Genomic DNA, 25,422 nt, shown 5'->3' on the forward strand with positions numbered 1-25,422 from the left:
CTTACACGGATGGACCGTCTTTCTGCCCGTTTTATAACACGTGTTATATAAAAGGAGGAGAATCGGAATGGGAATGTTTTGGACTGAAGAGAAGCTTGCACTGCGGTTGAAGGAGCTGGATCGTTACCGGTACCGTGAGAGTGTATCGCTTGATGAATGGCTGGTTACAGAGGATCAGGAGGGTGACAATGGTGTCTATCCGTCCGCCCCGGAAGGAGACAAGAAGCTTCGTATAGGAGATTACTGGACCGGCAGTGACGTATATTTGTGGCTGCACCGCAAAATAACCGTACCCGCAGCTTGGCAGGGGAAACGTATTGTAGGTATATTCGATTTCGGCCGGACAGGCGGAGGCAACAACAGCGGCTTCGAATCCCTGTTGTTTCTGGACGGCAAGCCGTATCAGGGCGTGGATTCCAATCACCAGGAGGTGTTTCTTGAGGATGCCGCTGGCAGGGATCTGGACTTCACCTTCCGCTTATGGTCAGGCCTGAACGGAGACGGCCAGCTGATTGCTCAGGAACACCGGATCAAACGGGCGGAGCTGGCTTATCTGGATGAATCAGCCGACAATCTGTATTATACAGGCCGGGCGGCACTGGGTACTTTCAAGCAGCTTGCCGACAGCCAGATCGAGAAGCATGAGCTGCTGATGGCATTGAACCGCTCGTTTAACAAGCTGGACTGGTCAAGGCCCGGCAGCGCGGATTTCTATGCATCAGTCCAGGAGGCCGAGAAGAGCCTGCTTGAGGCCCTGGCCCTGCTGGAGCAGCAGCATCCGGTTACGGTAACCGCGATCGGTCATACCCACATTGATGTGGCCTGGTTATGGCGGCTCACCCATACGCGGGAGAAAGCGGCCCGCTCCTTCTCTACTGTGCTCCGGCTGATGAAGGAGTTCCCGGAGTACATCTTCCTGCAGACCCAGCCGCAGCTCTATGCCTACATCAAGCAGGATTATCCGGAGATTTATAGCGAAATTAAGCAGCGGGTGGAGGAAGGCCGCTGGGAAGCCGGAGGTGCAATGTGGCTGGAAGCGGACTGCAATCTGACCAGCGGCGAGTCGCTGGTGCGCCAGATTCTGTACGGGACGAAATTTTTCCGCGAGGAATTTGGCGTAGACTGCAAGTACCTATGGCTGCCGGATGTGTTCGGCTACAGCTGGGCGCTGCCGCAGATTCTGCGCAAGTCGGGCATTGACACCTTTATGACGACCAAGATCAGCTGGAGCCAATACAACCGCATGCCGCATGATACGTTCCACTGGAGAGGGATTGACGGCAGCGAGGTACTGACCCACTTCATCACCACACCCGAAGCTCCTGATTCCAGCGCCTGGTACTATACGTATAACGGCCTTATCGAGCCTTTCTCTGTGCAGGGAATCTGGGACCAGTACCGCGACAAGAACCTGAACCGTGAGCTGCTGCTCTCCTACGGGTATGGCGACGGCGGCGGCGGTGTGAACCGCGAGATGCTGGAGATGCGCCGGAGGCTGGATACCATGCCGGGGCTGCCGCAAGTGAAGCCGGGCCGGGCGGATGACTATTTCGAGCGGCTGCATGAAACGATAGAAGGCACCGATCAATATGTGCATACCTGGGACGGGGAGCTGTATCTGGAGTTTCACCGCGGGACTTACACCAGCCAGGCTTATAATAAAAGAATGAACCGGAAGCTTGAGCTGCTGTACCGCGAGGCGGAGTGGCTGCAGATACTCCTTGCTGCGGAGACAGGCGGACTAGCGCAATATCCTGCGAAATCGCTCCTGGAAGGCTGGCAGATTATTCTGCGCAACCAGTTCCATGATATTATCCCTGGCTCCTCGATCCATGAGGTCTACCAGGATTCACGGCTGGAATATGCCGAAGCAGAGCAACTGGGCCGGGCTGCGCTTAATGCTGCGGCTGCAGGACTCGTCAACCTTAACAGCCCTGATGCTGCATCAGCGGGTGAGGATGACCCGGCGTATACCGCGTCACACAAGGAGTACACGCTGTTCAACAGCTCCCTCTTTGGAGGTCCCCGCCTGGCAGCCGTCCCTCACAGCGCAGAGAATGCCGTCTGGAGTGATGCCGCCGGCAACCTGCTGTCCGCCCAGCGCTCCGGCAGTCAGTGGCTGGTCGGGGTAGAAGATGTTCCGGCGATGGGCAGTGCAGTGATCCGCGCTGCACAACCCGCCGCTTCCGGAGAGAATACGGAGCCCTCCGTTCCTTTTACCTGGCAGGATTCTACGCTAACTACCCCTTATTACATTCTGGAGTGGAATGCAGTGGGGCAGCTGAGCCGGATCTTCGACCGCAGAGAAACCCGTGAGGTGCTGGCACCGGGCGAATGCGGCAACCTGCTGCAGGTATTCGAGGATAAGCCGAAGATGTATGATGCCTGGGATATCGATCTGTATTACCAGGAGAAAATACGGGTGGTGAGCGATCTGCGCTCTGTAGAGCTGACCGAATGCGGCCCGCTGCAGGCGGTGCTTGAGTTCACCTGGCAGTACATGGATTCCTCGATCACTCAGAAGGTTAGGGTATATGCCGGAAGTGCACGGATTGATTTCGAGACCCTGGTGGACTGGCATGAACAGCATCAGCTTATGAAGGTAGCTTTCCCTGTTGCGGTTCGCGCGACGGAAGCTACCTATGATATCCAGTTCGGGAATGTGAAGCGGCCGACCCACTGGAATACGAGCTGGGATTATGCGCGGTTCGAGAGCGTCGGCCACCAGTGGGCGGACTTGTCGGAGCGGGGCTATGGCGTCAGTCTGCTGAACGACTGCAAATACGGATACGACATCAAAGATCACACGATGAGGCTGTCGCTGATCAAATCGGCAACCAGCCCGGACCGGCTGGCTGACCAGGGCGAGCACCGCTTCACGTATGCCTTGCTTCCGCATAAAGGGGATTGGGCTTCGGCTGGCACGGTGCAGGAAGCCTGGGCGCTGAATAATCCGCTCCTCGCTGCAGAAGGGGGTTATGCCGCCGGTAACGGCAAGTCGTTGATCACCTGCGATGCCCCGAACATTGCCGTCGATGCCGTCAAGCTGGCCGAGGATGGCAGCGGATGTATCGTCAGACTGCATGAGTACACCGGAACACGCTGCACGGCAAATATCGGCAGCGATTACTCCGCCGTCTCCTGGCAGCTGCGCGATCTGATGGAGCGTCCGCTGGAGACTGAAGCGGTGGACGGACCGGCCATCCGCCTTGATTTCAAACCGTATGAGATTCATACGCTGCATGTTGTCTTTGCCTAAGCTAACACTAGGCAGAATGCGGTTAGTGTATAAAGCAAAAGCAAATGATCCCCGGACTTTGGGGATCATTTGCTTTATTCTTGAGGCTATTGCCTAAAGTAGAGACATGTTGATTTACAGCAGCTTAATCAGCTCTTCCAGCTCATCCATCAAACCTTGTGCAAGTTCAAAGTTAGCAGCTTTCAAAGCCAGCTCGATTTTCGTTTCAACAGCTTTTTTATTTTGTTCCAGTTCCAGATAGTCCTTATCGAAATGCCGGGCATAAATCATCTTTTTGAATTTCTTGATCGTCATTTTTCTAATCGTCTTGCCGTCAATGATCAGAACATAATCCATCCCGTTTACCACCGAATAGAAATCATGCGAAATCATGAGAATCGCACCTTTATAGTTCTGGATTGCATTCTCCAGTGCGATTTGTGTATAGGTGTCCAAATGGCTTGTCGGTTCATCAAGCAGCAGTACGTTCGCTTTACTGGCCGAAACTTTAGCTAACTGAAGCATATTTTTTTCGCCGCCGGATAAGGATTCTATTCTTTGCTCAAGGATTTCCCCTTCAAAGCCGTAGCTTGAAAGATGCGATCTAATCTCATCATACGTTGCGAACCCGGCATCGATGAATTCCTCCAGGATGGTATTAGAATCCTTCAGCATTTCACCTTGAAGCTGAGATAAATAAGTCACATTAGCATCCGGATTTACTTCAATTGCATCATGATTATTCCTATATATCTCCCGGAGTAATGTCGTTTTCCCGGTGCCGTTTGCACCGATAAGGGCTACTTTATCCGTAGATTTGATCTCAAAGTTAACATTTTCTAACAGCAGCTCATCAAAGGAAACGCTATAGTTATTAACAGTTATAACAGTCGTGTCTTCCAGTTCATGATCGATACTGAAACGGATATCCGGCTGCTTAATCTCTACGAATGGAGCTTTAATTCTGCGCGCTTCCAGTCTTTCCTGAAATTTAACTCTGGCTTTTAGCGCTCTCCCTCTGGAGGCCTCTGAATTATAAGTTGCGATTGCTCTAAGGTTATTAACGATGTTCTCGTTTCTCGCAATTTCTTCCTCTTCAGCGATGGCGAGCTCCTGCAGCTCAATTTTGGTTTGCAGCAAGGAGAAGTTGTAATCAATATACCGCCCGTCAAACTCCTGGATCTCCTTGTTTTCAAGGTGCAGGATTTTGTTGAAGCAATGATTGAGCAGATAGCGGTTGTGCGTAACCACCAGCAGTATGCCTTTGTGGGCATTAATAAGATTCTTAAGCGAATTTAGGTTGTCAAAATCTAAAAATACATCGGGCTCGTCCATAATCATGAAGTCCGGACGGCTGAGCATTTCCTTCATTACTTGAATGAGCTTGAATTCCCCGCCGCTCAGGTCAGATACCCTGACATCCTTTAGCTTCATGAGGTTTGCCAGATTTAGCTTCTTATTAATATTGCTTTCGTAATCATTCCCGTCCATAGCATCGAAGGCGTCCAACGCTAACTGATACCTTTCCAGCAGCGAATCCATATCCGAGGAGGTTTCCATTTCAGCCAAAATAGAATTTATTTCATTTTGTACCTTAATAAATTCTTCGCCGATATATTCAAAAACGGTTGTTTCTTTAGTTTTCTCCGGTTGGGAGAACTGGCTTACATACCCGATGCTGCAAGCGGGATCTATCTCTAACCTGCCCTCAAACAGATATTTTTCCGGGTCCATCAGAATATCGGTCAGTGTACTTTTCCCGCTGCCGCTTGTTCCAATGAAAGCACAATGCTGTGCGGCTTCAAGCGTAAAGGAAATATCTTTATATAGTTCTTTTTGCGGGAATGAAAAGGATAAGTGTTCTGCTTTTATCATATGTTACCTTTCTTTCTAACTAAATTTGTGACTATTTTAGGATGTATTGAAGAGCACAGATGTTGAGTTTACCGTTGATAGCCTAACACTATTTACAAATAACATCAATCATTCCGCGTTAAAGTTGTTCCTCCCGGCTCCGGCCCCTCCGGATGCTTCCTGCCGGACGCCTGCCTGTAGCTCCCCGGAGTGGTGCCGATAATCCGCTTGAACACCAGATTGAAGGTCTTCGGGTCATGGTAGCCGACCTGCTCCGCAATGAGCTGAACGGGCGCTTTGGGCTGCTGAACCAGCAGCAGGCAGCTTTTCTGGATCCGGACATTCTGCAAGTAATGATGGAAGGTCTGCCCGGTATGCGCCTTGAACAGCCGCTGAAGATGCCTTTCACTCCAGTCAAAGCTGCGTGACAGACGCTTCAGGGTGATTTCCTGCGCGTACTCCTGGTTGACATAATTCAGAATCTGCAGGAATTGCGTCTGCTTGTTCAGCGGAAACTGGACCTCGTCATGCCTGAGCCGGTAGATACTTATCAGCAGTTGAATGAACAAGGTCAGCAAATAGCTGCCCGCGCCGGTCTGCGGAAGATGAACCTCCCGGTGAAGCGCCAGAAACAGGCTCTCGATGGAACCGTTCAGATCCGTCACGGAGAATGCGGGCAGCTGATGATTGCGGATCTGCTCCAGGTAGGAGGCAATCGGCGGGTCCGGAATCAGGGCGGCAAGGCTGTCCAGCAGCTCCGGCTTAAACAAACAATTGTACACCACGAGCGGCTCACGGAGCGGGCCGGGTGAAGACGGACGGAAGACATGGGAGACTCCTACGGGAATGTAGTACAGCTGGCCCTTGCCGGTCTGCTGAGCCTGCTGCCCGATATAATGAAAGCCCTTGCCTTCGGCAACGAACGTCAGCTCCATGAAATCATGGGTGTGAAGCGGAAGATCATAGTTCTCGGTAGCGCGGTTCACATATAACTGGAGATTGTTCTGGAAGAAATACTCTCCTTTTAGCGTATGATTGGCCGAATGCATCAGTTCACTCCTCTAAACAACAGAATGTCCTTTTTACCCCGGTGAAATGTCCATATTGCAGGTCATTTAAATGCTGCGGAATTCTATAATTGTAATAGAAAGCGTTTCATATTTATAGGGGCAATCCCAGAAAAGACGGGGTGTAATGAAATGATAGCTGTTCATAAATTACGTGTGGAGTACAAAGACAATCCGCTGGGGCTGGATGTCCGTTATCCAAGAATCAGCTGGCAGCTGGATGCGGATGAGCGGGATGTCATGCAGCAGGCGTATCAGCTTCAGGCAGCAATGGATCAGAACTTCGGAAGCACGGTATGGGATTCGGGCAGAGTGGAGTCCGGACAATCCCTGCATATTGAGCTGAAGGAGCTGCAGCTGCAGCCTAAGCAGCGCTATTATTACCGGATCAGAGTATGGGATCAGCAGAACCGGCCTACAGAGTGGTCGGATACCGCCTGGTGGGAGACGGGCCTGCTCTCGCCGGAGGATTGGGTGGCAGAGTGGATTACAGCGCCGCTGGCTTGCCTGGATGTCCAGGCAGAGCAGGCTCCGCTGCTGCGGCGGAGCTTCCATGTAGACCGGCAGGTCACCCGGGCCAGAATGTATGTGACCAGTCTCGGTCTCTATGAAGTAGAGCTGAACGGTACAAGAGTCGGCGAGGATTATTTGACCCCCGGCTGGACCAGCTACAGCACCCGCCTGCAGTTCCAGACCTATGACATCACAGGGCAGCTGACAGTGGGGGACAATGCGGTTGGCGCCTGGCTGGGGAACGGCTGGTACAAGGGAAACCTGGCCTGGGATAACAAAAAGCATGTGTTCGGCGACCGCACGGCCCTGCTGATGCAGATTCATCTCATCTATGCGGACGGGGTGGAGCAGATCATCGGAACGGATCAGGGATGGACAGTATCACCCGGACCGCTGCTGATGTCGGAGATCTATCACGGCGAAACCTATGATGCCCGTCTGGAGCAGACCGGTTTCAGCAGGGCGGAGTACGATGACCAGTCATGGATGCCTGCGGAGATCCTTCCGTACACCAAGGATATTCTGCTGGCCCAGGAGAATATTCCGGTAAAAGCAATTGAAGAACTGTCACCCATCGCACTCCTGCGCACTCCGGCCGGGGAGACCGTGCTGGATATGGGCCAGAATATGGTCGGCTGGATGCGGTTCTCCATGGAAGGGCAGGCAGGACAGGAATTTCAGCTGCGGCATTTCGAGGTGCTGGATCAGGAAGGTAATGTGTACACAGACAACCTGCGGGCAGCCAAACAGACAGTTACTTATATTGCCAAAGGTGGAGGACGGGAGAGCTTCCAGCCGCGTTTCACCTTCCAAGGCTTCCGGTATGTTCAGCTGATAGGCTTCCCTGAGAACCTCTCGCTGCAGGATTTCGCAGGTGTTGTCCTGCACTCGGATATGGAGCCGACCGGTAGCTTTACCTGTTCGAATCCGCTGCTGAATCAGCTGCAGCATAACATTCTCTGGGGGCAAAAAGGCAATTTCGTCGATGTGCCGACAGACTGCCCGCAGCGTGATGAACGGCTCGGCTGGACCGGGGATGCGCAGATGTTCATCCGTACGTCGGCGTATCTGATGAATGTGGCCCCCTTTTTCAGCAAATGGCTCAAGGATCTGGCGGCCGATCAGCTGGATAACGGCGGTGTGCCGTTCGTAATTCCCCATGTGCTGGATGAGAATTCCCATTCTTCCGCGGCCTGGGGCGATGCGGCTGTCATCTGTCCGTGGACGATTTATCAGTGTTATGGCGACAAGCGGATTCTGGAGCAGCAGTACAGCAGCATGCAGGGCTGGGTGGAGTATATCCGCCGGCAGGGGACGGATGAATTCCTGTGGAATACCGGTTTCCATTTCGGAGACTGGCTGGGCCTGGATGCCAAGCCGGACAGCTACATCGGCGCTACGAACAGGGACTATATCGCGACTGCCTTCTATGCCTATTCTGTAGAGCTTATGGGTAAGACTGCGGCAGTGCTGGGCAGAACAGAAGATGAGCAGTACTATTCACAGCTGCATGTGCGGATCAAACAAGCTTTTAACCGGGAATTCATCACGCCTGCCGGACGGATAAGTGTAGCTACACAGACGGCCTGTGTGCTGGCGCTGATGTTCGGTCTGGTGGAGGGTAAGGCGGAAGAACGCACGGTTGCCAAGCTTATAGAGCTGCTGGAAGAGAGCAAATATCATCTCACCACAGGCTTCGTCGGCACGCCTTATCTGAATCTGGTGTTGGCTGGAGCGGGGCATTATGATGCTGCCTACAAGCTGCTGCTGCAGACCGATTACCCTTCCTGGCTGTATCAGGTTACCCGGGGGGCGACGACCATCTGGGAGCATTGGGACGGGATTAAGGAGGACGGCAGCTTCTGGAGCAAGGATATGAACTCGTTCAATCATTATGCGTATGGGGCGATTGGTGATTTTCTGTACCGCTGTGTTGCCGGCATCGAGCAGGTGGAAGAGTATCCGGGTTATAAGCAGTTTCTGATTCAGCCGCATCCGGGAGGCGGACTGACTTCGGCTGCCGCCGGGCTGGAATCTATGTATGGAGAGATCCGCTCCGAGTGGACGATTGATTCCGGCAAAATAGAGCTGGTGACCGTAGTTCCGCCGAATACCTCGGCTACTGTACTGCTCCCGGACGCTGTGCTGGCGGGTGTGCTGGAGAACGGGCAGGAGCTTCAGGCGGTCCGCGGTATTCATTCTGCCGAGCAGCTGGAGCTGTCGGTGAAGATTACGCTCGGCTCCGGTGAATACAGATTCGGATATGCCTTACGAAAGTAAGCGGTATAGCAGAGTTCCTGTGGAAAGACGGGGCTCTGCTTTTTGTTGATTAGGAAATTATGAGATTCGTCTGTTGTGGATAAATTTCATTGGAATTTGGTTGGATCATTCAATTTCTGGTGTGTGGTTTGATTTTCCCTTAGGACGAATTTGTTCTTATGCAGCCAGTAACTAGCGTGATGTGCATAGCATTTAATTGTATTTTCTGCAGTTAAAAGACGGCGAGATTCCGGATTTTCCGGTTTAACTGTATTCTGTACAACTAAAAAAGCGGTGAGTCCTCTTTTACGAAATATGTGGATTTTTAAGTGTAGAAAGTGCAATTAAAACCCTCACAGCGCAATAATCGCCCGTTTTAGTTGCACAAAATACAGTTAAAGCTTAGACGGCGCGAATCCCGGCACAGCCAGCTGTCCAAGCGGTGAGCCCGGGACTAATCAGAAAGATTACCAGTTCAAGCTATCAAGCTACATATTCACATTGCGCTATACAACCAAGGAATGATCCTCCAGGAAACGGATGAACTCCCGCATGCATTTACTGATGTAACGCTCCTTGTTCCAGATCAGCACAACGTTCCACGGAATGGACGGATTCCGCAGCGGCAGAATGCGCACATTCTGGTTGGATACCTTCTCACAGAGCGGCTCAGGCAGGAAGGCGATGCCCAGATTGGCCGACACCAGCTCGACCAGCAGATCCCATTGAGCGCTTTCATAAGCGATATTGGCTTCAAACCCTGCGCTGATGCAGGCTTCGATAATATGCTGCCGCATGGCGAACCCCTTGGCGAACAGGATCAGCGGCTCTTCCCGGAGATCGGTCAGCGAAGCCTCTTCAAGTGCCGCCAGCGGATGTGACTTGTGGACAACAATTGCCAGATTCTCACGGACAAAAGGCTTGATTCCGAAGCTGCCCTCCCGGACGGGAAGCAGGACGGCGCCCAGATCAATACTGCCCTCCAGCACCATATTCTCAACATTCTTCGAGCCCTGTTCAATGAGCTCGAAGGAGATGTTGGGATATTTTTTTTGGAATGGAGTCACGACTTTGGGGACAAAAACGGAGCTGATCACCGGAGGAAGGCCAATTTTGATCGTACCGGTCTTAAGGTTGCTGATGTCGTCCAGCGTCATATGCAGATTGTCCACTGCGGCAATAATCAGCCTGATCTGCTCCATCGCCGCTGTTCCGGCATCGGTCAGCCTGACATATTTGCCCGAACGGTCAAACAGGATGACACCAAGCTCGTCCTCCAGGCTCTTAACCATCTTGCTGAGGGTGGGCTGGGTCAGGTGAAGCTTCTCCGCCGCCTTGGTGATGTTGTGCAAATTGGCCACTTCCAGCACGTATTTCAGGTTCCGCACATCCAAAAGTAAGCGCCTCCAATCTATGATATATTTTCATGGTTTGCATGCGATGTCTGAATTTTACCCCTAAAAAAGCGCGTTGTACACTGTATACATAAAGACATCCGCATCACATTTGTCAATGGGCTGCAGCAAAAAAAACAGGAGGGGTTCGGTGTGGGGAAAGTAACGACGCTTGAAGAAATAGGCGAACTTGTGCATGACGGTATGACCATTATGGTTGGCGGTTTCATGGGAACCGGAGCACCTGATGCACTGGTAGGCATTTTGATGGACCGGGATATCAAAGACATTACGCTGATCTCCAGCGACACGGCTCTGGTCGATACAGGAGTAGGCCCGCTGGTCTTGGGCCGGCGGCTGAAGAAGGTGATCGCTTCGCATATCGGCACCAACCCGGAGACGGGCAGACAGATGCTCGCCGGGGAGCTGGCGGTGGAGCTGGTGCCACAGGGTACGCTTGCCGAGCGGGTGCGGGCCGGCGGTGCAGGGCTCGGCGGCATTCTGACGCCGACAGGAACGGGGACGATGGTCGCCGACAACAAGCAGACGCTGACCATTGAGGGCAGGGAATTTCTGGTGGAGCTGCCGCTGCGGGCGGACGTTGCCCTGCTGAAAGCACACAAAGCGGATAAGTCGGGCAATCTGGTGTACCGCAATTCGGCACGCAATTTCAATCCGCTGATGGCGCTGGCCGCCGATCTGGTCATTGTTCAAGTGGATGAAATTGTGGAAACCGGGGAGCTTGACCCCAATATTGTGGTTACGCCGGGTGTCCTGGTCGATAAAATCATCTGTTATAAGGAGAGTGAATAACATGGATACGAAAGAGCTGATCGCACGCAGAGCGGCAGTTGAACTGCATGACGGGGACGTAGTCAATCTGGGCATCGGGCTGCCGACGCTGATCCCGGATTATCTGCCGGCAGGCATCAACATTATTCTGCAATCCGAGAACGGCTATATCGGACTTGGACCGGTGCAGGATACGATCATTCCCGATCTGGTCAATGCAGGAGGCAAACCGGCTAACATTCTGCCCGGGGGTTCCTTCTTCGACAGTGCCACTTCCTTTGCGCTCATCCGCGGCGGACATGTGGATGTTACCATTCTTGGCGGACTGGAGGTAGACGCGCACGGCAATCTGGCCAACTGGATGGTTCCCGGCAAAATGGTGCCCGGCATGGGCGGCGCCATGGATCTGGTCACGGGTGCAAAAAAAGTTATTGTCGCCATGGAGCATACCTCCAAGAACGGTGCTTCCAAAATCGTAAGCGACTGCACCTTGCCTCTAACCGCGCGCGGCGCAGTATCGATGATTATCACGGAGCTGGCGGTATTCCGTTTCACCCCGCAGGGGCTGGTGCTGGAAGAGCTGGCTCCAGGCGTTGAATTGGAAACGGTTACAAATAGAACGGGTGCAGCGTTTACGGTTTCTGCGGATTTGTCTCCCATGCGGAATATCCCTTCGAATGAGGTGTTGTTATGAATACAGCCCAAGAAATTGTCATTGTCAGTGCTGTGCGGACGGCACTCGGCACCTTTGGCGGAAGTCTTGCCGGAATTGCCGCTGTAGATCTGGGGGCGCTGGTCATCAAGGAGGCGCTGCAGCGGGCGGGTGTTGCTCCGGAGCAGGTCGATGAAGTCATTATGGGCAATGTGCTTCAGGGCGGGCTGGGCCAGAATCCGGCGCGTCAGGCGGCAATGAAAGCGGGCATTCCAGTGGAGGCCTCAAGCCTGACTATCAATAAGGTCTGCGGTTCGGGCATGAAGGCGGTTCACCTGGCTGCGCAGAGTATTATGGCGGGAGACAGTGAGATTATTGTAGCCGGCGGGATGGAAAATATGTCGAAAGCGCCTTATGTGCTGGATCAGGCCCGTTACGGCTACCGCATGGGCAACGGCACACTGATCGATACGATGGTAAGTGACGGCCTGACCTGCGCGTTCAACCAATACCACATGGGGATCACGGCTGAGAATGTTTCCGAACAATTCGGGATCAGCCGCGAAATGCAGGATGCCCTGGCGGCGTCCAGCCAGGAGAAGGCCGTGCGCGCCATTGAAGCAGGCCATTTCAAGGAAGAAATCGTGCCTGTAGTCATTCCGCAGCGAAAAGGCGATGCCATCATCTTCGATACCGATGAGTTTCCGCGGAAAGGAACAACGGCCGAGAAGCTGGCAGGCCTGCGCCCGGCCTTTAAGAAGGACGGTAGTGTAACCGCCGGGAATGCCTCGGGCATTAACGACGGTGCTGCGGCGCTGGTCATTATGTCGGCGGAGAAAGCTGCGGCGCTGGGGCTGAAGCCGCTGGCGCGTATCCTGTCTTACGCGTCCGGCGGTGTGGATCCTTCCATCATGGGGATGGGGCCGGTACCGGCAACGAAGAAGGCGCTGCAGCGGGGCGGCCTGACGATCAGCGACATCGATCTTATCGAGGCTAACGAGGCGTTTGCCGCACAGATGCTGGCGGTAGGCCAGGCCCTGGACTTCCCGGAGGAGAAGGTCAATGTGAACGGCGGGGCCATCGCCCTGGGCCATCCTATCGGTGCGAGCGGCGCTAGAATTCTCGTAACACTGGTACATGCACTGAAGCAGCGCGGTGCACGCACCGGACTTGCCACGCTGTGCATCGGCGGCGGCCATGGCGTCACGACGATTATCGAGCGGGTCTAGAGCAAAGATTGCGCGAAGATAGAGTGAAGATTGAGCGAAGATAGCGAAGATAGCGAAGATAGCGAAGATAGATCGGATATATGCTGCAGACATCCGCGAAGGCGGCATCCTTGCCAGGACGATCAGAAGGTTTGTGAAATAGGGAACAATATTGTTGCAGGCAAAGCTCCTATATCTGGGGCTTTGCTTTTTTTGAAATATTACGCCAGAATTTATATGCTTCGCATGATAACTTATCCTTCTATTTCTCGCTGAAACGCACCGTCCTTTAAAGGACGGTGTAGCCGTTCCCACTTGATAACAAACTGTCAGACCAGCTTCTCCTCCCTGGATCCATTTCTCCTGAAGCGGACTGAGATTCCTCTATTTCTCAAAAAAAACTGTAATATGAGATGAAGCGGACTGAGATTCCGTTATCTTATTCATTTGAACCCGAAAGACGGCATTTCGGGTTAGATAAGCGATTCTGAGTCCGATTAACCGGCAATTTCGCCGAATTTACTCAAATAACGGATTCTCAGTCCTCTTCGGTGACGGACAAGTTATGAAGATTGCGGCACGATATCGTTTTCTTAGCATAACTACGTCAAATCAGAGCTAGCACGGTACAGGCTTTAAGGGGCTTGACCATGGAAGTTCTAGTAATGACAAACTCTAGTAACTGGAGCCTTGTTTATATTGACTTTACGGCCGGAACACGTAACATCAAGACGCATCCGCGGTGCCGGGCCTCCAGAGTAATGATGAAGAACTACCCGATACGATGTTATTGCACTGAAACCTCAAACTTCGTGCCGGCATCCCCTGCGAACACAATCGATCCTCCCGCAGGCAGCATGATCTGATCTTTGCCTCCGATGACACTGAAATAGATGCATGTTCCCTTGGCATCATAAACGGCGAAGGAGGCTTTCGAGGGCATACTCACCTTGATGTTCTTGCCCCCGTCTTTGTCGCTTATCGTATACCACCTGGCGTATCCGCTCGGCGGAATCGTTACGGTTGACTTCTTAGCGAAATTAGTAGGCTTCAAGGCGTCCTCGTTCACTAAGATGAATCCGGCAAGATTCAAGTACTCAACGCCATCTTGTGTAAAGAACGTAAGACCGGAGAGATCCCGCCCGCTGTTTCCCGGAATTTGCAATTCGGAGACGGCTGAATCCGGACCGGTTATTCGCTTATCGAGCACGTACCCCGGCAATTGCTCCGACACATTCAATTCGGTGGGAGGCAATACGAGATAACCGAGCGACGTATACTTCGCATTCAGCAGATAATACTTCTTGCCGTCGCGCTTCATCCATGCTTCCCTGGTTTCTGCCGGAAGCTCTTGGGGCTGGAGCTTCTCGGAAGTGTACTCTGACGATGCGGTCTGCCCAAGACCCGGCACCGAAACGTATTGACGAATCCAGAAGTAAGTGCGGCCGTTCTCCTCTTTCACGAAGCTGACCATCGCATCTCCATCCGAACTATGAAACATGCCGTCCCTTGAATAGTTGAAGATCTGTTTCGGATTATTGGAGGGCTGTTCCGAAGTAATGGACAAGACGCCGCCTGCGGATATTTTGATATTCATCATTGTACCAGTCGCGCCATAGATTCCCGAATACTGCAGCATGGACTCCGGGATGTCAGCTTGTACCGGCGCACCGTATGACTTCTCAGGCTTAAATTCAGTAATTGTACCTTTTTCCTTCAATGCCTGCAGCAGAATTTCGTTCGCCATGAGCTGATTGTACATGCCGCTCCCGCCGGAAGAGACAACAGCTGCCGCTATGTCCTGTCCGGGAAGCACAACGAGCGACGCTTTATAGAGAGTGATTTCCCCGCCTTTGGTCAGCGCCTTTATTCCGTATTCACTGAAGGGATACAGATCGACACTGTCCCAGCCGAGACCGTATCCGATGGAGTTGTCCGCATCGTCAGGCCAGAGTGGCGTCTTATACTCGTCTTGTGCCATGAGCGCAGCCGATTTGCCGGCCAATACTTCTTCCGCTTCTCCCGTGAAAAGTTGCGAGAACCGGGCCAAATCTTCCGCTGTGGAATAAATGCCGCCCATTCCGATCGCGTTGACCGTCTGGTCCGGAAGTTGTCCGGGATATGCAGGATAATAGAGTCCCGCCATCTTTGCCCTGTCCGGTGAATCGAGCGGCGTCAGCGTATTCATCATACCCAGGGGTTCCGTAATATACCGGTGGACATAAGAGGTGAAGTCCATGCCGCTGACCCGCTCGACCAGAATCTCGGCCAGTGTAAATCCGTCATTGCAGTACACCGAATAAGCGCCCGGGTCCGCCTTCAAGGTCTGACCGGACAGTTGCTTCAGCAGTGTGTCGTGGGCATAAGTATCGTTGTCTTCGAATAAATCAGCGTTCACGTTCGACGATCCGTTCAGCCCGGAGGAATGATTCAGCAGCATGCGCGGCGTAATCTGCTTGTAGCGTTCATCCGTCATCGTAAACTCCGTGATATACCGGATGACCGGCGTGTCGAGACCGATTTTCCCTTGTTCGGCCAGCTGCATAACGGCAACCATGGTAAACATCTTACTTATCGAGGCGATCCCGTACATCGTGTCTTTCGTGAGCGGGTTCAGGCCCTGCTCATCATTCTTGCCGGATTGGCCAGATACGGTGATGCTGCCATGATCGATAAGGGCGTATTGCACGCTGTTCGTGGCATATGTAGTTGTGAGAAGTTCTGCTTTCTCCTGTGCGGCTTGCCGGGTAATTTCGTAAGTGGGTTCAGCTTGCTGTGGAGGCGAGTCCGCTTCCGCCGTTGACACGGCTTGCGGAGCAGCACTTGACAGGGTTACCTCAGCCGTATTCAGTGCTTCTGCTACGTTCTGCATTTCAGCCACTGGTGTGTTGTCATTGCAGGCGGTTAGTAGGAGAAGCAGACACAAGAATAGTACAGCTGCGGTTCTCCACCGATTTCTTATCATTTGAACTCTCCCTCTCCAGGATTTCTTTATTTATTGAAGATATTTATTGAAGATAGGATAGCAAATTATAAATTCGATCACCAGAACGGCTAGGATGGCGGAGATTATGATCTTGCTGCGCGAATTGGCCCAATTGATCGTCCAGCCGAAACCACGGGTGTTCGGAACGATCAACGCCGGATCTTCAGGATTCACGTAGAGGCGGCCAAGCCACTTCCAGTGCTTTTCCTCCAGCGACGGAACGTCCCTCAGCTGATCAATACCCTTGATTCGCATATACAGGATGACGCCGAACAGTGCGACTAAGAGTGCTGTACAGAGCGACATGCCGGAGAGGAAGAGCAGATTTCCCTTCCAGCCGTACAATGTTATGGCTTGCGTCACCCCGTAGAATATAACCATCAGGAGCGACGCGCTCCAAGCCAGAAGCGAATGGATTCTCTTGTGCTTCAACTGTTTCTGCAGCGAACCTTCCCGGTCCTGGGGGTCCAGCGAGGTTCTGGCACGGCTAATCAGCAGGTTGTAGCAGACGAACACGGTAATATTCAGTACTTGCACGAAGTTTAAAGAGAACACCGTCCAACCGGTTTTGTAAAAGCTACAATTTCCGAGATGCAGCACTTGTGGAATCGTATCCCACCTGGCAATAGCCAAGAGGATGCATAGCGACATAACGCCGGCATTTGCCGAGTACCACCAAGAGCTCAGCACCGGGCTATGCATCCGGCCGGCCGTAAGGCTGGCTGTGCGCTTCTTCTGCACTACAGCCTTCCAGCCTCTGGCTGCCTTCAAGTGTTGCGCGGATATCCGGCTTAGCCGGGCTGCGAAGGATGAAGCAATCATTAAAAGCAAGATGGATGACGTCAAAATCAGGAGACCCCGCGCCGGTTGATGGCGCAGCCAGAACAAGCAGGCACCCCCGATGAAGGCCGCAAAAATGCTGGTTAGCAAAGCGTAATTCCGGCGGATGGCGCGGACGGACGGATCCTTCAGGGCCTCCTCCGGCAGCACAATGCCGAACAGAACAGTCCGCAAGCCGGTATAGACCTGTAAGCTGAGCATCAGAGCAATCATCAAATAGCTGCTGGATATAATAATCATCTGTTCTTGTGTCACCGTTATTCCCCTCCACGGTTCGTAATTATATCCCGGTATACCGATTTGCTCTCCTGCGCGAATACCTCTTCCGCCATGCCACGTACCGCAGCCGCTGCCGCAAGAGAGCGCAGCTGCCGCCGGAGCTTTGCCTCGAACGCCTCCGTCACACCGGGCATCCCGTCCGGCTGAACAATAACGCCCGTCTTCCGGTGCACTTGAAGCAAGCCTTCCTGCTTAAGCAAATTGTAGGCTTTGTTGACGGTATGGAGATTGATCCCGAGGTCCTCAGCCAGTCTCCGGATCGACGGAAGCGGATCACCCGGCTTCAGCTCGCCTGACGCGATCCCTTCGGTCAATTGATCGGCCAGCTGCGTGTACAGCGGGGTGTCCGATTGCAGATCGAGCTCTATGAACACGAATATCCCTCCTTATGGTTATTTATGTATTAAAAATACATTTTGTTTGTTATATTACATATATAACATATATGTTGAAAGTGGTGCAAGATTCAGCAGAAAATTGTTCCACTACCGTTTGATTAATGCTGATGCATATGGATATATAAGGTAATAGAATTATCTCTTAAAGGGGGTGTTTATCTTCTTTAAAGCCAAAAGGAGAAGAAAAAAATTTGATGAATTAAAAAGAGAGTTGAGATTCTACCAACCGATATTCGAATACGTCTCGTATGACGTTCACTGGGTGATGCTAAACAGGCGCCTGTTAAGGATCCTGGTAAGAAGAATCGAAACTATGTATGAAATAGAGCAGCAAGCTCTGGAAGCAGCAATTGACTTAGACAACAATACGATTGAATACATTGAACTGCTGACCCTTTTTTTTGAGAAAAGAATTACTGCATTACGTGACTATTTTGATCAGTATTACATGTCCATTAATCCGCTAATACAAGAATCTCCAGATTTTTTTTACGGTCATTTTGATTACATTACAAAGATTTTAATAAACATCAAAGCTGAAATTAAAAGAAAGCAATTCTCCATGCTTCAGCTTCGATATTTAAATAATTATGTATTTTTCTTTTATATGGAAATAGTCCAAGGTATAAACAGATTTGAACAAGTCTCTAAGGAGCTTGAGCAGCTATAACACAAAACAGCAAAACAGCGGTCCCCCAGTTAACGGGAGGACCGCTGCTTAACTTTGTATGAGGACTGAATAATCTGGCTTACTGCGCAGTATACCCGCCGTCGATCAGCAGGGTAGAGCCGGTGACGCCCCCGAGGCGCTCGCTGGCGATCAGCATGGCGTAGTCGGCGATTTCTTCAACGGCCAGCAGGCGTTTCTGCGGGACGAGCGGATAGATGACCTCCTCCAGCACGCTCTCCAGCGGCACGTTCCGGGTTCGGGCCAGATCCTCCATTTGTCCGCGTACCAGCGGGGTATCCACATAGCCCGGGCAGAGGGCATTCACGGTAATGCCGTGGGCAGCGCCTTCCAGAGCGGCGACCTTGGTCAGCCCGATCAGGCCGTGTTTGGCGCTGTTGTAAGCGGCTTTGCCGGCAAAGCCGATGACTCCGTTAATGGAGGCCATGTTGATAATGCGGCCGTAGCCTTGCTCCTTCATAATCGGGAAGGCATGCTTGATGCCGATAAAAGCGCCGGTCAGCATCACCTTCAGCATGAACTCGAATTTCTCCACGGGGAAATCCTCAATCGGCGACACATGCTGCAACCCTGCGTTATTCACCAGAATATCCAGTCTTCCGTAGACTTCTTTAGCTTTGGCAATCGCCGCGCTGTATTCCACCTCCTGGGTAACATCGCATCTGAGGCCATAGGCTTCATAGCCCTGGGCTTGCAATTCTTCGGCGGCGTTGACGGCCAACTCCTCACGTACATCGGAAATGACTACCTTGGCGCCTTCATGGGCGAACTTGCGGGCAATCTCCAGACCGATGCCGCTGGCAGCTCCGGTGACGAATGCTACTCTATTTTCCAAAAATCTGCTCATTTCTGCATAACCTCCATGGGGATGAATTAGAAGATGGATAGAACGATGGCAAGGGTGAATACGGCAATTGTCTTCAGGCAGGTGATGGCAAAGATATCTTTATAGGATTGCTTATGCGTAAGTCCGGTAATCGCCAGCAAAGTGATGACGGCACCGTTATGTGGAAGCGTATCCATTCCTCCGGAGGCCATGGAAGCGATTCTGTGCAGCATTTCCGGGCTGATCCCCAGCGTCTGTGCCATGGAAAGGTATGATTTGCCCATGACCTCCAGGGCGATGGACAAACCGCCTGATGCGGAGCCGGTGACTCCGGCGAGAATGTTGACGGACAACGCTTCGGAAATTAGCGGATGATCGCTGATATTCATAATCCATTCCTGGATGGATTTGAAGCCTGGGAGTGTTTTGACGACGTTACCGAAGCCTACTTCTGAGGCTGTATTGAAAATGGCCAGCAGGGAGCCCATAGCTGCGGCGGTCAGGCCAGCGGCCATTTTGCCTTTGACCTGGCGGATATTGATACATCCGGCAGCGATAACCCCGATGCAGAGGGCAATAATCAAGGCCCAGCTTGAGGATACGGTTTTGACATTGGCGATATTGAAGGTTTCCAGCAGCTCGCTGCTGTACCAGTTGGTTACTGACATGGACGTCCGGCTGAGCAGGAAGTTGAATACGAGCACCAGCAGAAGCGGCAGAACGGAGATCCAGATGTTTGGATATTTGGCGTTCTCCAGCACTTCCGGTTCGTTCTTATGGCCGGTGCCATAGCCTTCCCCGTTAGCAGCTGCCTGCTTGCGGCGGCGTTCCAGCCACCACAGGCCGCCGATGAAGACGATCAGCGCGCCGGCAATACCGACGAGCGGAGCAGCATAGGCATCTGTACCGAAGTAAGTGGTCGGGATGATGTTCTGAATCTGCGGCGTACCCGGCAGGGCATCCATCGTATAGGTGAACGCTCCAAGTGCGATGGTGCCGGGAATGAGCCGTTTCGGGATATCGGCTTCACGGAAGATCGCTACAGCGAACGGATAGACAGCGAAGGCTACGACAAACAGTGATACGCCGCCATAAGTGAGTACGGAGCAGGCGAGTACAACGGCAAGCATGGCTCTCTTTGAGCCGAGCGCTTTGACAATCGTCTGGGCGATGGACGAGGCAGCGCCGCTAAGCTCCATCATTTTACCGAAGATAGCGCCTAGCAGGAAGATCGGGAAGAAGTTCTTTACGTAGTTTGCCGCATTCAGCATGTATACTTCGGTGTAACTCGGCATCAGGGCGACCCCTGAGATAACTACCGCAAGCAGTGTGAATATAGGTGCAAAAACAATAACCGGAAACCCCCGGTAAGCGAAGAACATCAGCAGGCCAAGCGCCAGAACGATGGCTAAAACCTGAATAACCATGAGAACCCCCCTAATTAAATGTGTAACCTACTTTTTGCTTAAACGGAACCATAGCTCTGTTCCAGAAAACCTCGAATATGCTTTCGTCCCTTCCAACCTTGTGCGCGCAGGTCATTTGTTATGATGGTAACGCTTACATTCAAAGTGTACAACAGCATTCAGCAGGCGTAAAATTCAAGCGGTGCATGCAATCCATGAAAAAATTTTATGGATAGGCCGGGACTATTTCTCCCACTTCGCTTCAGACAGGAAATCATTTCTGCACTTGCTTTTTGGTTGTATAAAATATATTATAGATAAATAAAGTCTTTGATTAGGAACAAAGTCCATACTTAAGGTGGAACAAGACATGAAATACTCAAAAGCAACGAACTACGCGCTGCACACGATGCTGTTCCTGGTGGCGTACGCTCCGGATAAGCCGGTAGGAGTGCAGCAGCTTGCCGAACGGCAGAATGTATCCCCTACGTATTTGTCCAAAATCCTGACTAAGCTGGTGAAGGCGGGGCTGGTGGAATCCGCATCCGGCGCGAACGGCGGGTACCGGCTGAGACGCAGGAAGGAAGAGATCTCGTTCCTGGACATTATCCATGCGATCGAAGGTACGGCTTCGCTGTTTGACTGCACACTTAATCATTCCAGTGAGTGTCTGATCCAGCAGGAGATGGTGAAGGCAGAAGGGCAGATGGAGGAGTATTTGCGCAATAAAATGATGTCCGAGCTTGCCGGAAAATTAACGGAGAGCCATTAAGCTCCGTTATTTTTTCGAGATTTTCATAGATATTATAAGTCTGTTAAGTCTGTTAAATAAGAGAGGATGGATTAGAGATGAACAACGGATTATTTGATGCAGCAGTATGGGAGAAGGCCTGGAAGGAAGACCCTAAGGCAATGGCCAACAAATTCAAAGCAATGGGGATGGACCCGCACCGCAGCTTCGATCATAAGGCGAAGGTATTTAACGAAGAGGTATTCAGCAGCGCCGGAAGAGACAGAAGTGAGCGGATTATCAGCTGGATGGAGGGCCAGGGAGTAGATTTCAATGGGCTCACTGTCCTGGATGTGGGCGCGGCTTCGGGCGGCTTCACCGTACCTTTTATCGAGAGAGGGGCTAAGGTAACGGCAGTAGAGCCTAACATTCCGCTGTCTGAACTGTTTCTGCACAACACCGCAGGCTACGCCCCCGGTCAAGTGGAGCTGGTACGCGAAGCCTTTGAGGATATCGATATTGCGGCCAAAGGCTGGCTGAACGCCTTCGATCTTGTGTTTGTGTCCATGTGTCCGGCGGTATTTGACTGGGAGAGTGCGGAGAAGGTCATTAGCTGTGCCCGGCAATACTGTTATATCAGTACATCGGCGGGGGTTCAGGAGCATAGCCTCATGAATGAAGTGCTGCCTCTGCTGACGGGCCGGGCGGTGCATGCGGAATCTTCGGATATGGCCTACCTGATGCAGCTGCTGTATTTGAAGGGATATTCCTACGAATCGATTGTGACCCGCGAGACGAAAAGCAAGGAGCTATCCGTTGAAGCGGCGCTTGCTGAAGTAATAGAGATGCTGCCAATGCATCATTTGGACGGGAAAGAGGCTACCCTGAAGGCAGTTACCGAATATTTGCATACAGCTTATCCTGATCAAAAGGTAGTGATCCGCCAAGGCGGACGGTTTGGCAAGGTGCTGATCAAGCTGCAGGATCTCAACATGTACAGCAGAGCAGCTGCAGCCAAGCAGTAAATCATAACAGCATATATACATGACATTGTCTTTCCATAGAAAGATGCTATCATAGAGAGTAGATCCCCACGCGGGATCTATTTTATTATCCGGGAGGACTGAGGGCTATGAGTTTGAGCAAGCGTATTTTCGAGCATGACCTGATGAAGAAAGTGGGTGAAATCTACTATGAGCCATAGTCTCATAACGATTTCCCTGCGCCAGGAGCTGGTGCAGCAGCTGGTCTATCTCGATGAGCATAAATTCGTTATTCTGGACCGGGGAACATGGGAGTCACCGGCCGAGCGGGCGGAGATTCAGTCCATGATCAGGAGGTATCAGGAAGCGGTGGAGCAGATTCTGTCCGGCGGGGATGAAGCGCTGGAGCAATCCACTGTTCTGGTCGGGTCGCGGGTATCGCTGCGGATCGGGCAGGAAACGCTGAAGGATGCCTACAGAATTGTAATTCCGGGCGAAGCTGAGCTGGATGAATTCTGCATCTCCCTCTGGTCTCCGATGGGCAGGGGGCTTATTCTGGCGCGTCCCGGCGATACCGTCACGATCCAAACCCCGTTTGGCAGTGATGAAGTGCTGATTCTGGATAATGTGTATGATTGAACGGGCAGGAAGTGCAGTAACTGACTAGGGCGGTTAATAAAAAAAGGCGAAAATCAGCAGAGCAGCGATCCTCCAATAACGCGAGGATTGCTGCTCTGTTTTAAGATTGAAGATACGATTCCCGCTTAAACAGCGGAGAGGACAGAACGATTGTGTAAAAGCGGCAGCGGTCGCCTTTGTCCCCGGATTTTCACCGCTAAGGAGAATGAATAAAATCTGGGGACAACAGCGATTGGAACAACGGTCTGTTCGCGGAGCGTCCTTACGAGCGCCCGGGCGGTGATTACAATTCTTCGATTTCCTGGAGCCAGAGTGCAGCGGATGCATCACTCGGCATACGCCAGTCGCCGCGCGGCGAGAGGCTGACCGTACCGACCTTCGGTCCGTCCGGCAGGCAGGAGCGCTTGAACTGCTGGGTGAAGAAGCGTGTAACGAATACCTTCAGCCAGGCAACAAGCTGCTCTTTGGGATAAGCCTCACCGAAAGCGTGCTGGGCGAGGTAGAGCATTTTGCCGGGCGAAGCTCCTGTGCGCAGCATGTAATACAGGAAGAAATCATGCACAATGTAAGGTCCCAGAATGTTCTCGGTAAGCTGAACGATCTCCCCGGTTGCCGATGGCGGCAGCAGCTCTGGACTGATTCCTGTCTCGATGATGCTGTAGAGGAACTTGCCCACCGTCTCATCGGCTTCATGATCCGCATACCAGGCGACGACATACTGAATCAGCGTCTTCGGAATGCCGGAATTCACGCTGTACATCGACATATGGTCGCCGTTATAGGTACACCACCCAAGTGCCAGCTCGGATAAGTCGCCTGTTCCGATGACAATGCCGCCGTTCTTATTGGCGAGGTCCATCAGAATCTGCGTACGCTCCCGGGCTTGGACATTCTCATAAGTCAGGTCATGCACATCTTTGTCATGGCCGATGTCCTCGAAGTGCTGGAGGCAGGCAGCCTTGATATCGACGACCTGAAGCGAGGCGCCGAGCGCTTTGATCAGGCCGACAGCATTGTCGTAGGTCCGGTTCGTTGTGCCGAAGCCCGGCATCGTGACGGCAAGCACATCGCTGGCCGGACGGCCGAGCAGCTCCATCGCCCGCACTGCGACCAGCAGCGCAAGCGTAGAGTCGAGGCCGCCGGAGATGCCGATTACGGCCTGCTTGGTGCCGATGTGGCGGATGCGCTTCATCAGGCCGGAGGTCTGAATCGAGAGGATTTCCTGGCAGCGTTCGTCACGCTGCAGTGGATTACCCGGGACAAACGGATTGACACCCACTGTCCGCTTCAGTTCACGCTGGCTGTTCTCACGGACGGGTGAAACGTAGAGCAGCTCGCGGAAATTGCGGCCGCCCTTGCCGGCCCGGAAGGTACCCATCACGGTGCGGGAATATTGAAGCCGCGGCAGGTCGATGTCGGCGGTGATCATCCGGCTCTCATGGGTGAAGCGCTCAGACTCGGCCAGCAGCTGGCCGTTCTCCGCGATCAGCGAGTGCCCGCCGAAGACAACATCCGTGGTGGATTCGCCGGTATTGCAGCCGGCATAGACATACCCGGCTACGCAGGAAGCGGACTGGCTGCCCACCAGCTGGCGGCGGTAATCGGCTTTGCCGACCAGCTCATTGCTGGCAGACGGGTTGAACAGCAGCGTTGCCCCTGCCTGGGCCAGCAGGCTGCTTGGCGGCACCGGCACCCAGAGATCCTCACAGATCTCCACGCCGAAGGATACATTGCCATTGTTCTCGCAGGCAAAGATGAGATCATTGCCGATCGGTACAACGGCTCCGCCGATCCGCAGCTCGGACACTTCCAGTTCTTCCGCACCGGCGAACCAGCGCGGCTCGTAGAATTCGCTATAACCGGGAATGCAGGTCTTCACGACAATTCCGAGAATATGACCTTGCTGAATGACAGCAGCGCAGTTGAACAGCCGGCTCTTGATGGAGATGGGCAGGCCGGCAATAACGATCATTGTATGTTCTGACGTTGCGGCAGTGATCCGGAGCAGTGCCTCCGTGGCGGCGTCCAGCAGCCTGGGCTGCAGGAACAGATCCGCACAGGTGTACCCCGTGATGCACAGTTCCGGGAGTACCAGGTACTCAACCTCCTGTGCCGCGGCATTTTTTATGACATCAATAATTTGTTCGGAATTGAATACGCAGTCGGCCACCCTCAGCTCGGGGGAAGCGGCAGCGACTCGCGCGAATCCGTGATTCTGCATGCATTTCACCTGTCCTTTACCTGTCCTTTAGTAGAAGTACACTATCTAAATATTGTACCCATCAAATGGCATTGGTAACAAGCGGGGATTTGCAGCAATAAGCAGCAGCCGAAGGGGACGCGCTTTTTGGTAGATTAGGAAATCATATATTTCCCGCAAATATGGATAACTTCGAAGAAGCACCTGAAGAAACGGGGAACAGCATTGGTAGTTGGCAGGAGTGAGTGTGGTAGCGTTGGCGGCAGGCAATAGGTGGATTTTCTCCACTTGATCATGAACGGAGGCGCATTTGCCGGGCAGCAGTTGGATAAACAGCACTTACTTTACCGGAAATAGTCTGGAGTAGGGGGAACGCTCGAAATTAAATGACGTTTTTCCAACTAATTACCTCTGACGCTCCAAAACATCCGAATTAAGATACGTTTCTCCAACTAATTACCTCTGGCGTT

The 25,422-nt window shown here is 52.5% G+C and carries 18 protein-coding genes; 9 read left to right on the forward strand and 9 right to left on the reverse strand.

Features of this window, described 5'->3' with window-relative positions; genetic code table 11:
- Nucleotides 1–73 precede the first annotated feature (73 nt).
- On the forward strand, nucleotides 74–3,259 hold the full coding sequence (locus GC101_RS16750; RefSeq protein ID WP_171718198.1) for an alpha-mannosidase: 3,186 nt from the start codon (nucleotides 74–76) through the stop codon (nucleotides 3,257–3,259).
- Between the two features lie 114 nt (nucleotides 3,260–3,373).
- On the opposite strand, the gene GC101_RS16755 is transcribed toward GC101_RS16750, so the two are convergent.
- Both GC101_RS16755 and GC101_RS16760 read right to left on the reverse strand, forming a co-directional pair.
- Nucleotides 3,374–5,113 carry an ABC-F family ATP-binding cassette domain-containing protein gene (locus tag GC101_RS16755; RefSeq protein ID WP_171718166.1) on the reverse strand — a complete coding sequence of 580 codons (1,740 nt, stop codon included), beginning with the start codon at nucleotides 5,111–5,113 and terminating at the stop codon, nucleotides 3,374–3,376.
- 104 nt (nucleotides 5,114–5,217) lie between these two features.
- A complete protein-coding gene (locus tag GC101_RS16760) occupies nucleotides 5,218–6,141 on the reverse strand; it encodes an AraC family transcriptional regulator (protein WP_171718167.1) in 924 nt (307 codons plus the stop codon).
- A gap of 150 nt (nucleotides 6,142–6,291) precedes the next feature.
- Here GC101_RS16760 and GC101_RS16765 point away from each other — a divergent pair, with 150 nt between their 5' ends.
- A complete protein-coding gene (locus GC101_RS16765; protein ID WP_171718168.1) occupies nucleotides 6,292–8,952 on the forward strand; it encodes a glycoside hydrolase family 78 protein in 2,661 nt (886 codons plus the stop codon).
- A 485-nt stretch (nucleotides 8,953–9,437) separates the two neighbouring features.
- On the opposite strand, the gene GC101_RS16770 is transcribed toward GC101_RS16765, so the two are convergent.
- Nucleotides 9,438–10,319, reverse strand: a complete 882-nt coding sequence (locus GC101_RS16770; protein ID WP_341068689.1) for a LysR family transcriptional regulator — start codon at nucleotides 10,317–10,319, stop codon at nucleotides 9,438–9,440.
- A gap of 159 nt (nucleotides 10,320–10,478) precedes the next feature.
- Between GC101_RS16770 and atoD the strand changes: the two genes are divergently transcribed.
- The 3 genes from atoD to GC101_RS16785 are packed head-to-tail and all read left to right on the forward strand — an operon-like array spanning nucleotide 10,479 to nucleotide 12,998.
- Entirely contained in the window at nucleotides 10,479–11,138 is a 660-nt protein-coding gene (gene atoD / locus GC101_RS16775) for an acetate CoA-transferase subunit alpha (RefSeq protein ID WP_076245753.1), read from the forward strand.
- Between the two features lies 1 nt (nucleotide 11,139).
- On the forward strand, nucleotides 11,140–11,811 hold the full coding sequence (locus GC101_RS16780; protein ID WP_042138826.1) for a 3-oxoacid CoA-transferase subunit B: 672 nt from the start codon (nucleotides 11,140–11,142) through the stop codon (nucleotides 11,809–11,811).
- Nucleotides 11,808–12,998, forward strand: a complete 1,191-nt coding sequence (locus GC101_RS16785) for an acetyl-CoA C-acetyltransferase (protein ID WP_171718169.1) — start codon at nucleotides 11,808–11,810, stop codon at nucleotides 12,996–12,998. Before GC101_RS16780 ends, GC101_RS16785 begins: the two co-directional genes overlap by 4 nt.
- 766 nt (nucleotides 12,999–13,764) lie before the next feature.
- Here the strand turns inward: GC101_RS16785 and GC101_RS16790 are convergent.
- From GC101_RS16790 to GC101_RS16800, 3 genes are read right to left on the reverse strand one after another with little or no spacing between them, the layout of a single operon-like run.
- Nucleotides 13,765–15,942 carry a serine hydrolase domain-containing protein gene (locus GC101_RS16790; RefSeq protein ID WP_171718170.1) on the reverse strand — a complete coding sequence of 726 codons (2,178 nt, stop codon included), beginning with the start codon at nucleotides 15,940–15,942 and terminating at the stop codon, nucleotides 13,765–13,767.
- 30 nt (nucleotides 15,943–15,972) lie between these two features.
- Complete coding sequence (locus GC101_RS36765; RefSeq protein ID WP_171718171.1) at nucleotides 15,973–17,058, reverse strand: DUF5808 domain-containing protein; 1,086 nt, start codon at nucleotides 17,056–17,058, stop codon at nucleotides 15,973–15,975.
- 2 nt (nucleotides 17,059–17,060) lie between these two features.
- Nucleotides 17,061–17,456, reverse strand: coding sequence for a GntR family transcriptional regulator (locus GC101_RS16800; RefSeq protein ID WP_042138822.1), 396 nt, complete (start codon nucleotides 17,454–17,456; stop codon nucleotides 17,061–17,063).
- Nucleotides 17,457–17,793: 337 nt separating this feature from the next.
- Here GC101_RS16800 and GC101_RS16805 point away from each other — a divergent pair, with 337 nt between their 5' ends.
- Nucleotides 17,794–18,150: a hypothetical protein gene (locus GC101_RS16805; RefSeq protein WP_171718172.1), complete on the forward strand. Its 357-nt coding sequence runs from the start codon at nucleotides 17,794–17,796 to the stop codon at nucleotides 18,148–18,150.
- Between the two features lie 79 nt (nucleotides 18,151–18,229).
- Here GC101_RS16805 and GC101_RS16810 read toward each other — a convergent pair whose 3' ends face one another.
- On the reverse strand, nucleotides 18,230–19,015 hold the full coding sequence (locus GC101_RS16810; RefSeq protein ID WP_171718173.1) for a 3-hydroxybutyrate dehydrogenase: 786 nt from the start codon (nucleotides 19,013–19,015) through the stop codon (nucleotides 18,230–18,232).
- A 26-nt stretch (nucleotides 19,016–19,041) separates the two neighbouring features.
- Nucleotides 19,042–20,421: a GntP family permease gene (locus GC101_RS16815; protein ID WP_039295304.1), complete on the reverse strand. Its 1,380-nt coding sequence runs from the start codon at nucleotides 20,419–20,421 to the stop codon at nucleotides 19,042–19,044.
- Between the two features lie 349 nt (nucleotides 20,422–20,770).
- On the opposite strand from GC101_RS16815, the gene GC101_RS16820 reads away from it, so the two are divergent.
- The 3 genes from GC101_RS16820 to GC101_RS16830 all read left to right on the forward strand — a co-directional run bounded on the left by GC101_RS16820 (nucleotide 20,771) and on the right by GC101_RS16830 (nucleotide 22,752).
- Nucleotides 20,771–21,172 (forward strand): RrF2 family transcriptional regulator, encoded by a 402-nt coding sequence (locus GC101_RS16820; protein ID WP_039295309.1) that lies wholly within the window; start codon nucleotides 20,771–20,773, stop codon nucleotides 21,170–21,172.
- Between the two features lie 77 nt (nucleotides 21,173–21,249).
- A complete protein-coding gene (locus tag GC101_RS16825; protein ID WP_171718174.1) occupies nucleotides 21,250–22,155 on the forward strand; it encodes an SAM-dependent methyltransferase in 906 nt (301 codons plus the stop codon).
- Nucleotides 22,156–22,323: 168 nt separating this feature from the next.
- On the forward strand, nucleotides 22,324–22,752 hold the full coding sequence (locus GC101_RS16830) for a GreA/GreB family elongation factor (RefSeq protein ID WP_171718175.1): 429 nt from the start codon (nucleotides 22,324–22,326) through the stop codon (nucleotides 22,750–22,752).
- 283 nt (nucleotides 22,753–23,035) lie between these two features.
- On the opposite strand, the gene GC101_RS16835 is transcribed toward GC101_RS16830, so the two are convergent.
- Nucleotides 23,036–24,973 (reverse strand): NAD(+) synthase, encoded by a 1,938-nt coding sequence (locus GC101_RS16835; protein WP_171718176.1) that lies wholly within the window; start codon nucleotides 24,971–24,973, stop codon nucleotides 23,036–23,038.
- Between the last annotated feature and the right edge of the window lie 449 nt (nucleotides 24,974–25,422).

This window comes from Paenibacillus phytohabitans (assembly GCF_013141775.1).
Lineage (GTDB): Bacteria > Bacillota > Bacilli > Paenibacillales > Paenibacillaceae > Paenibacillus_AQ > Paenibacillus_AQ phytohabitans.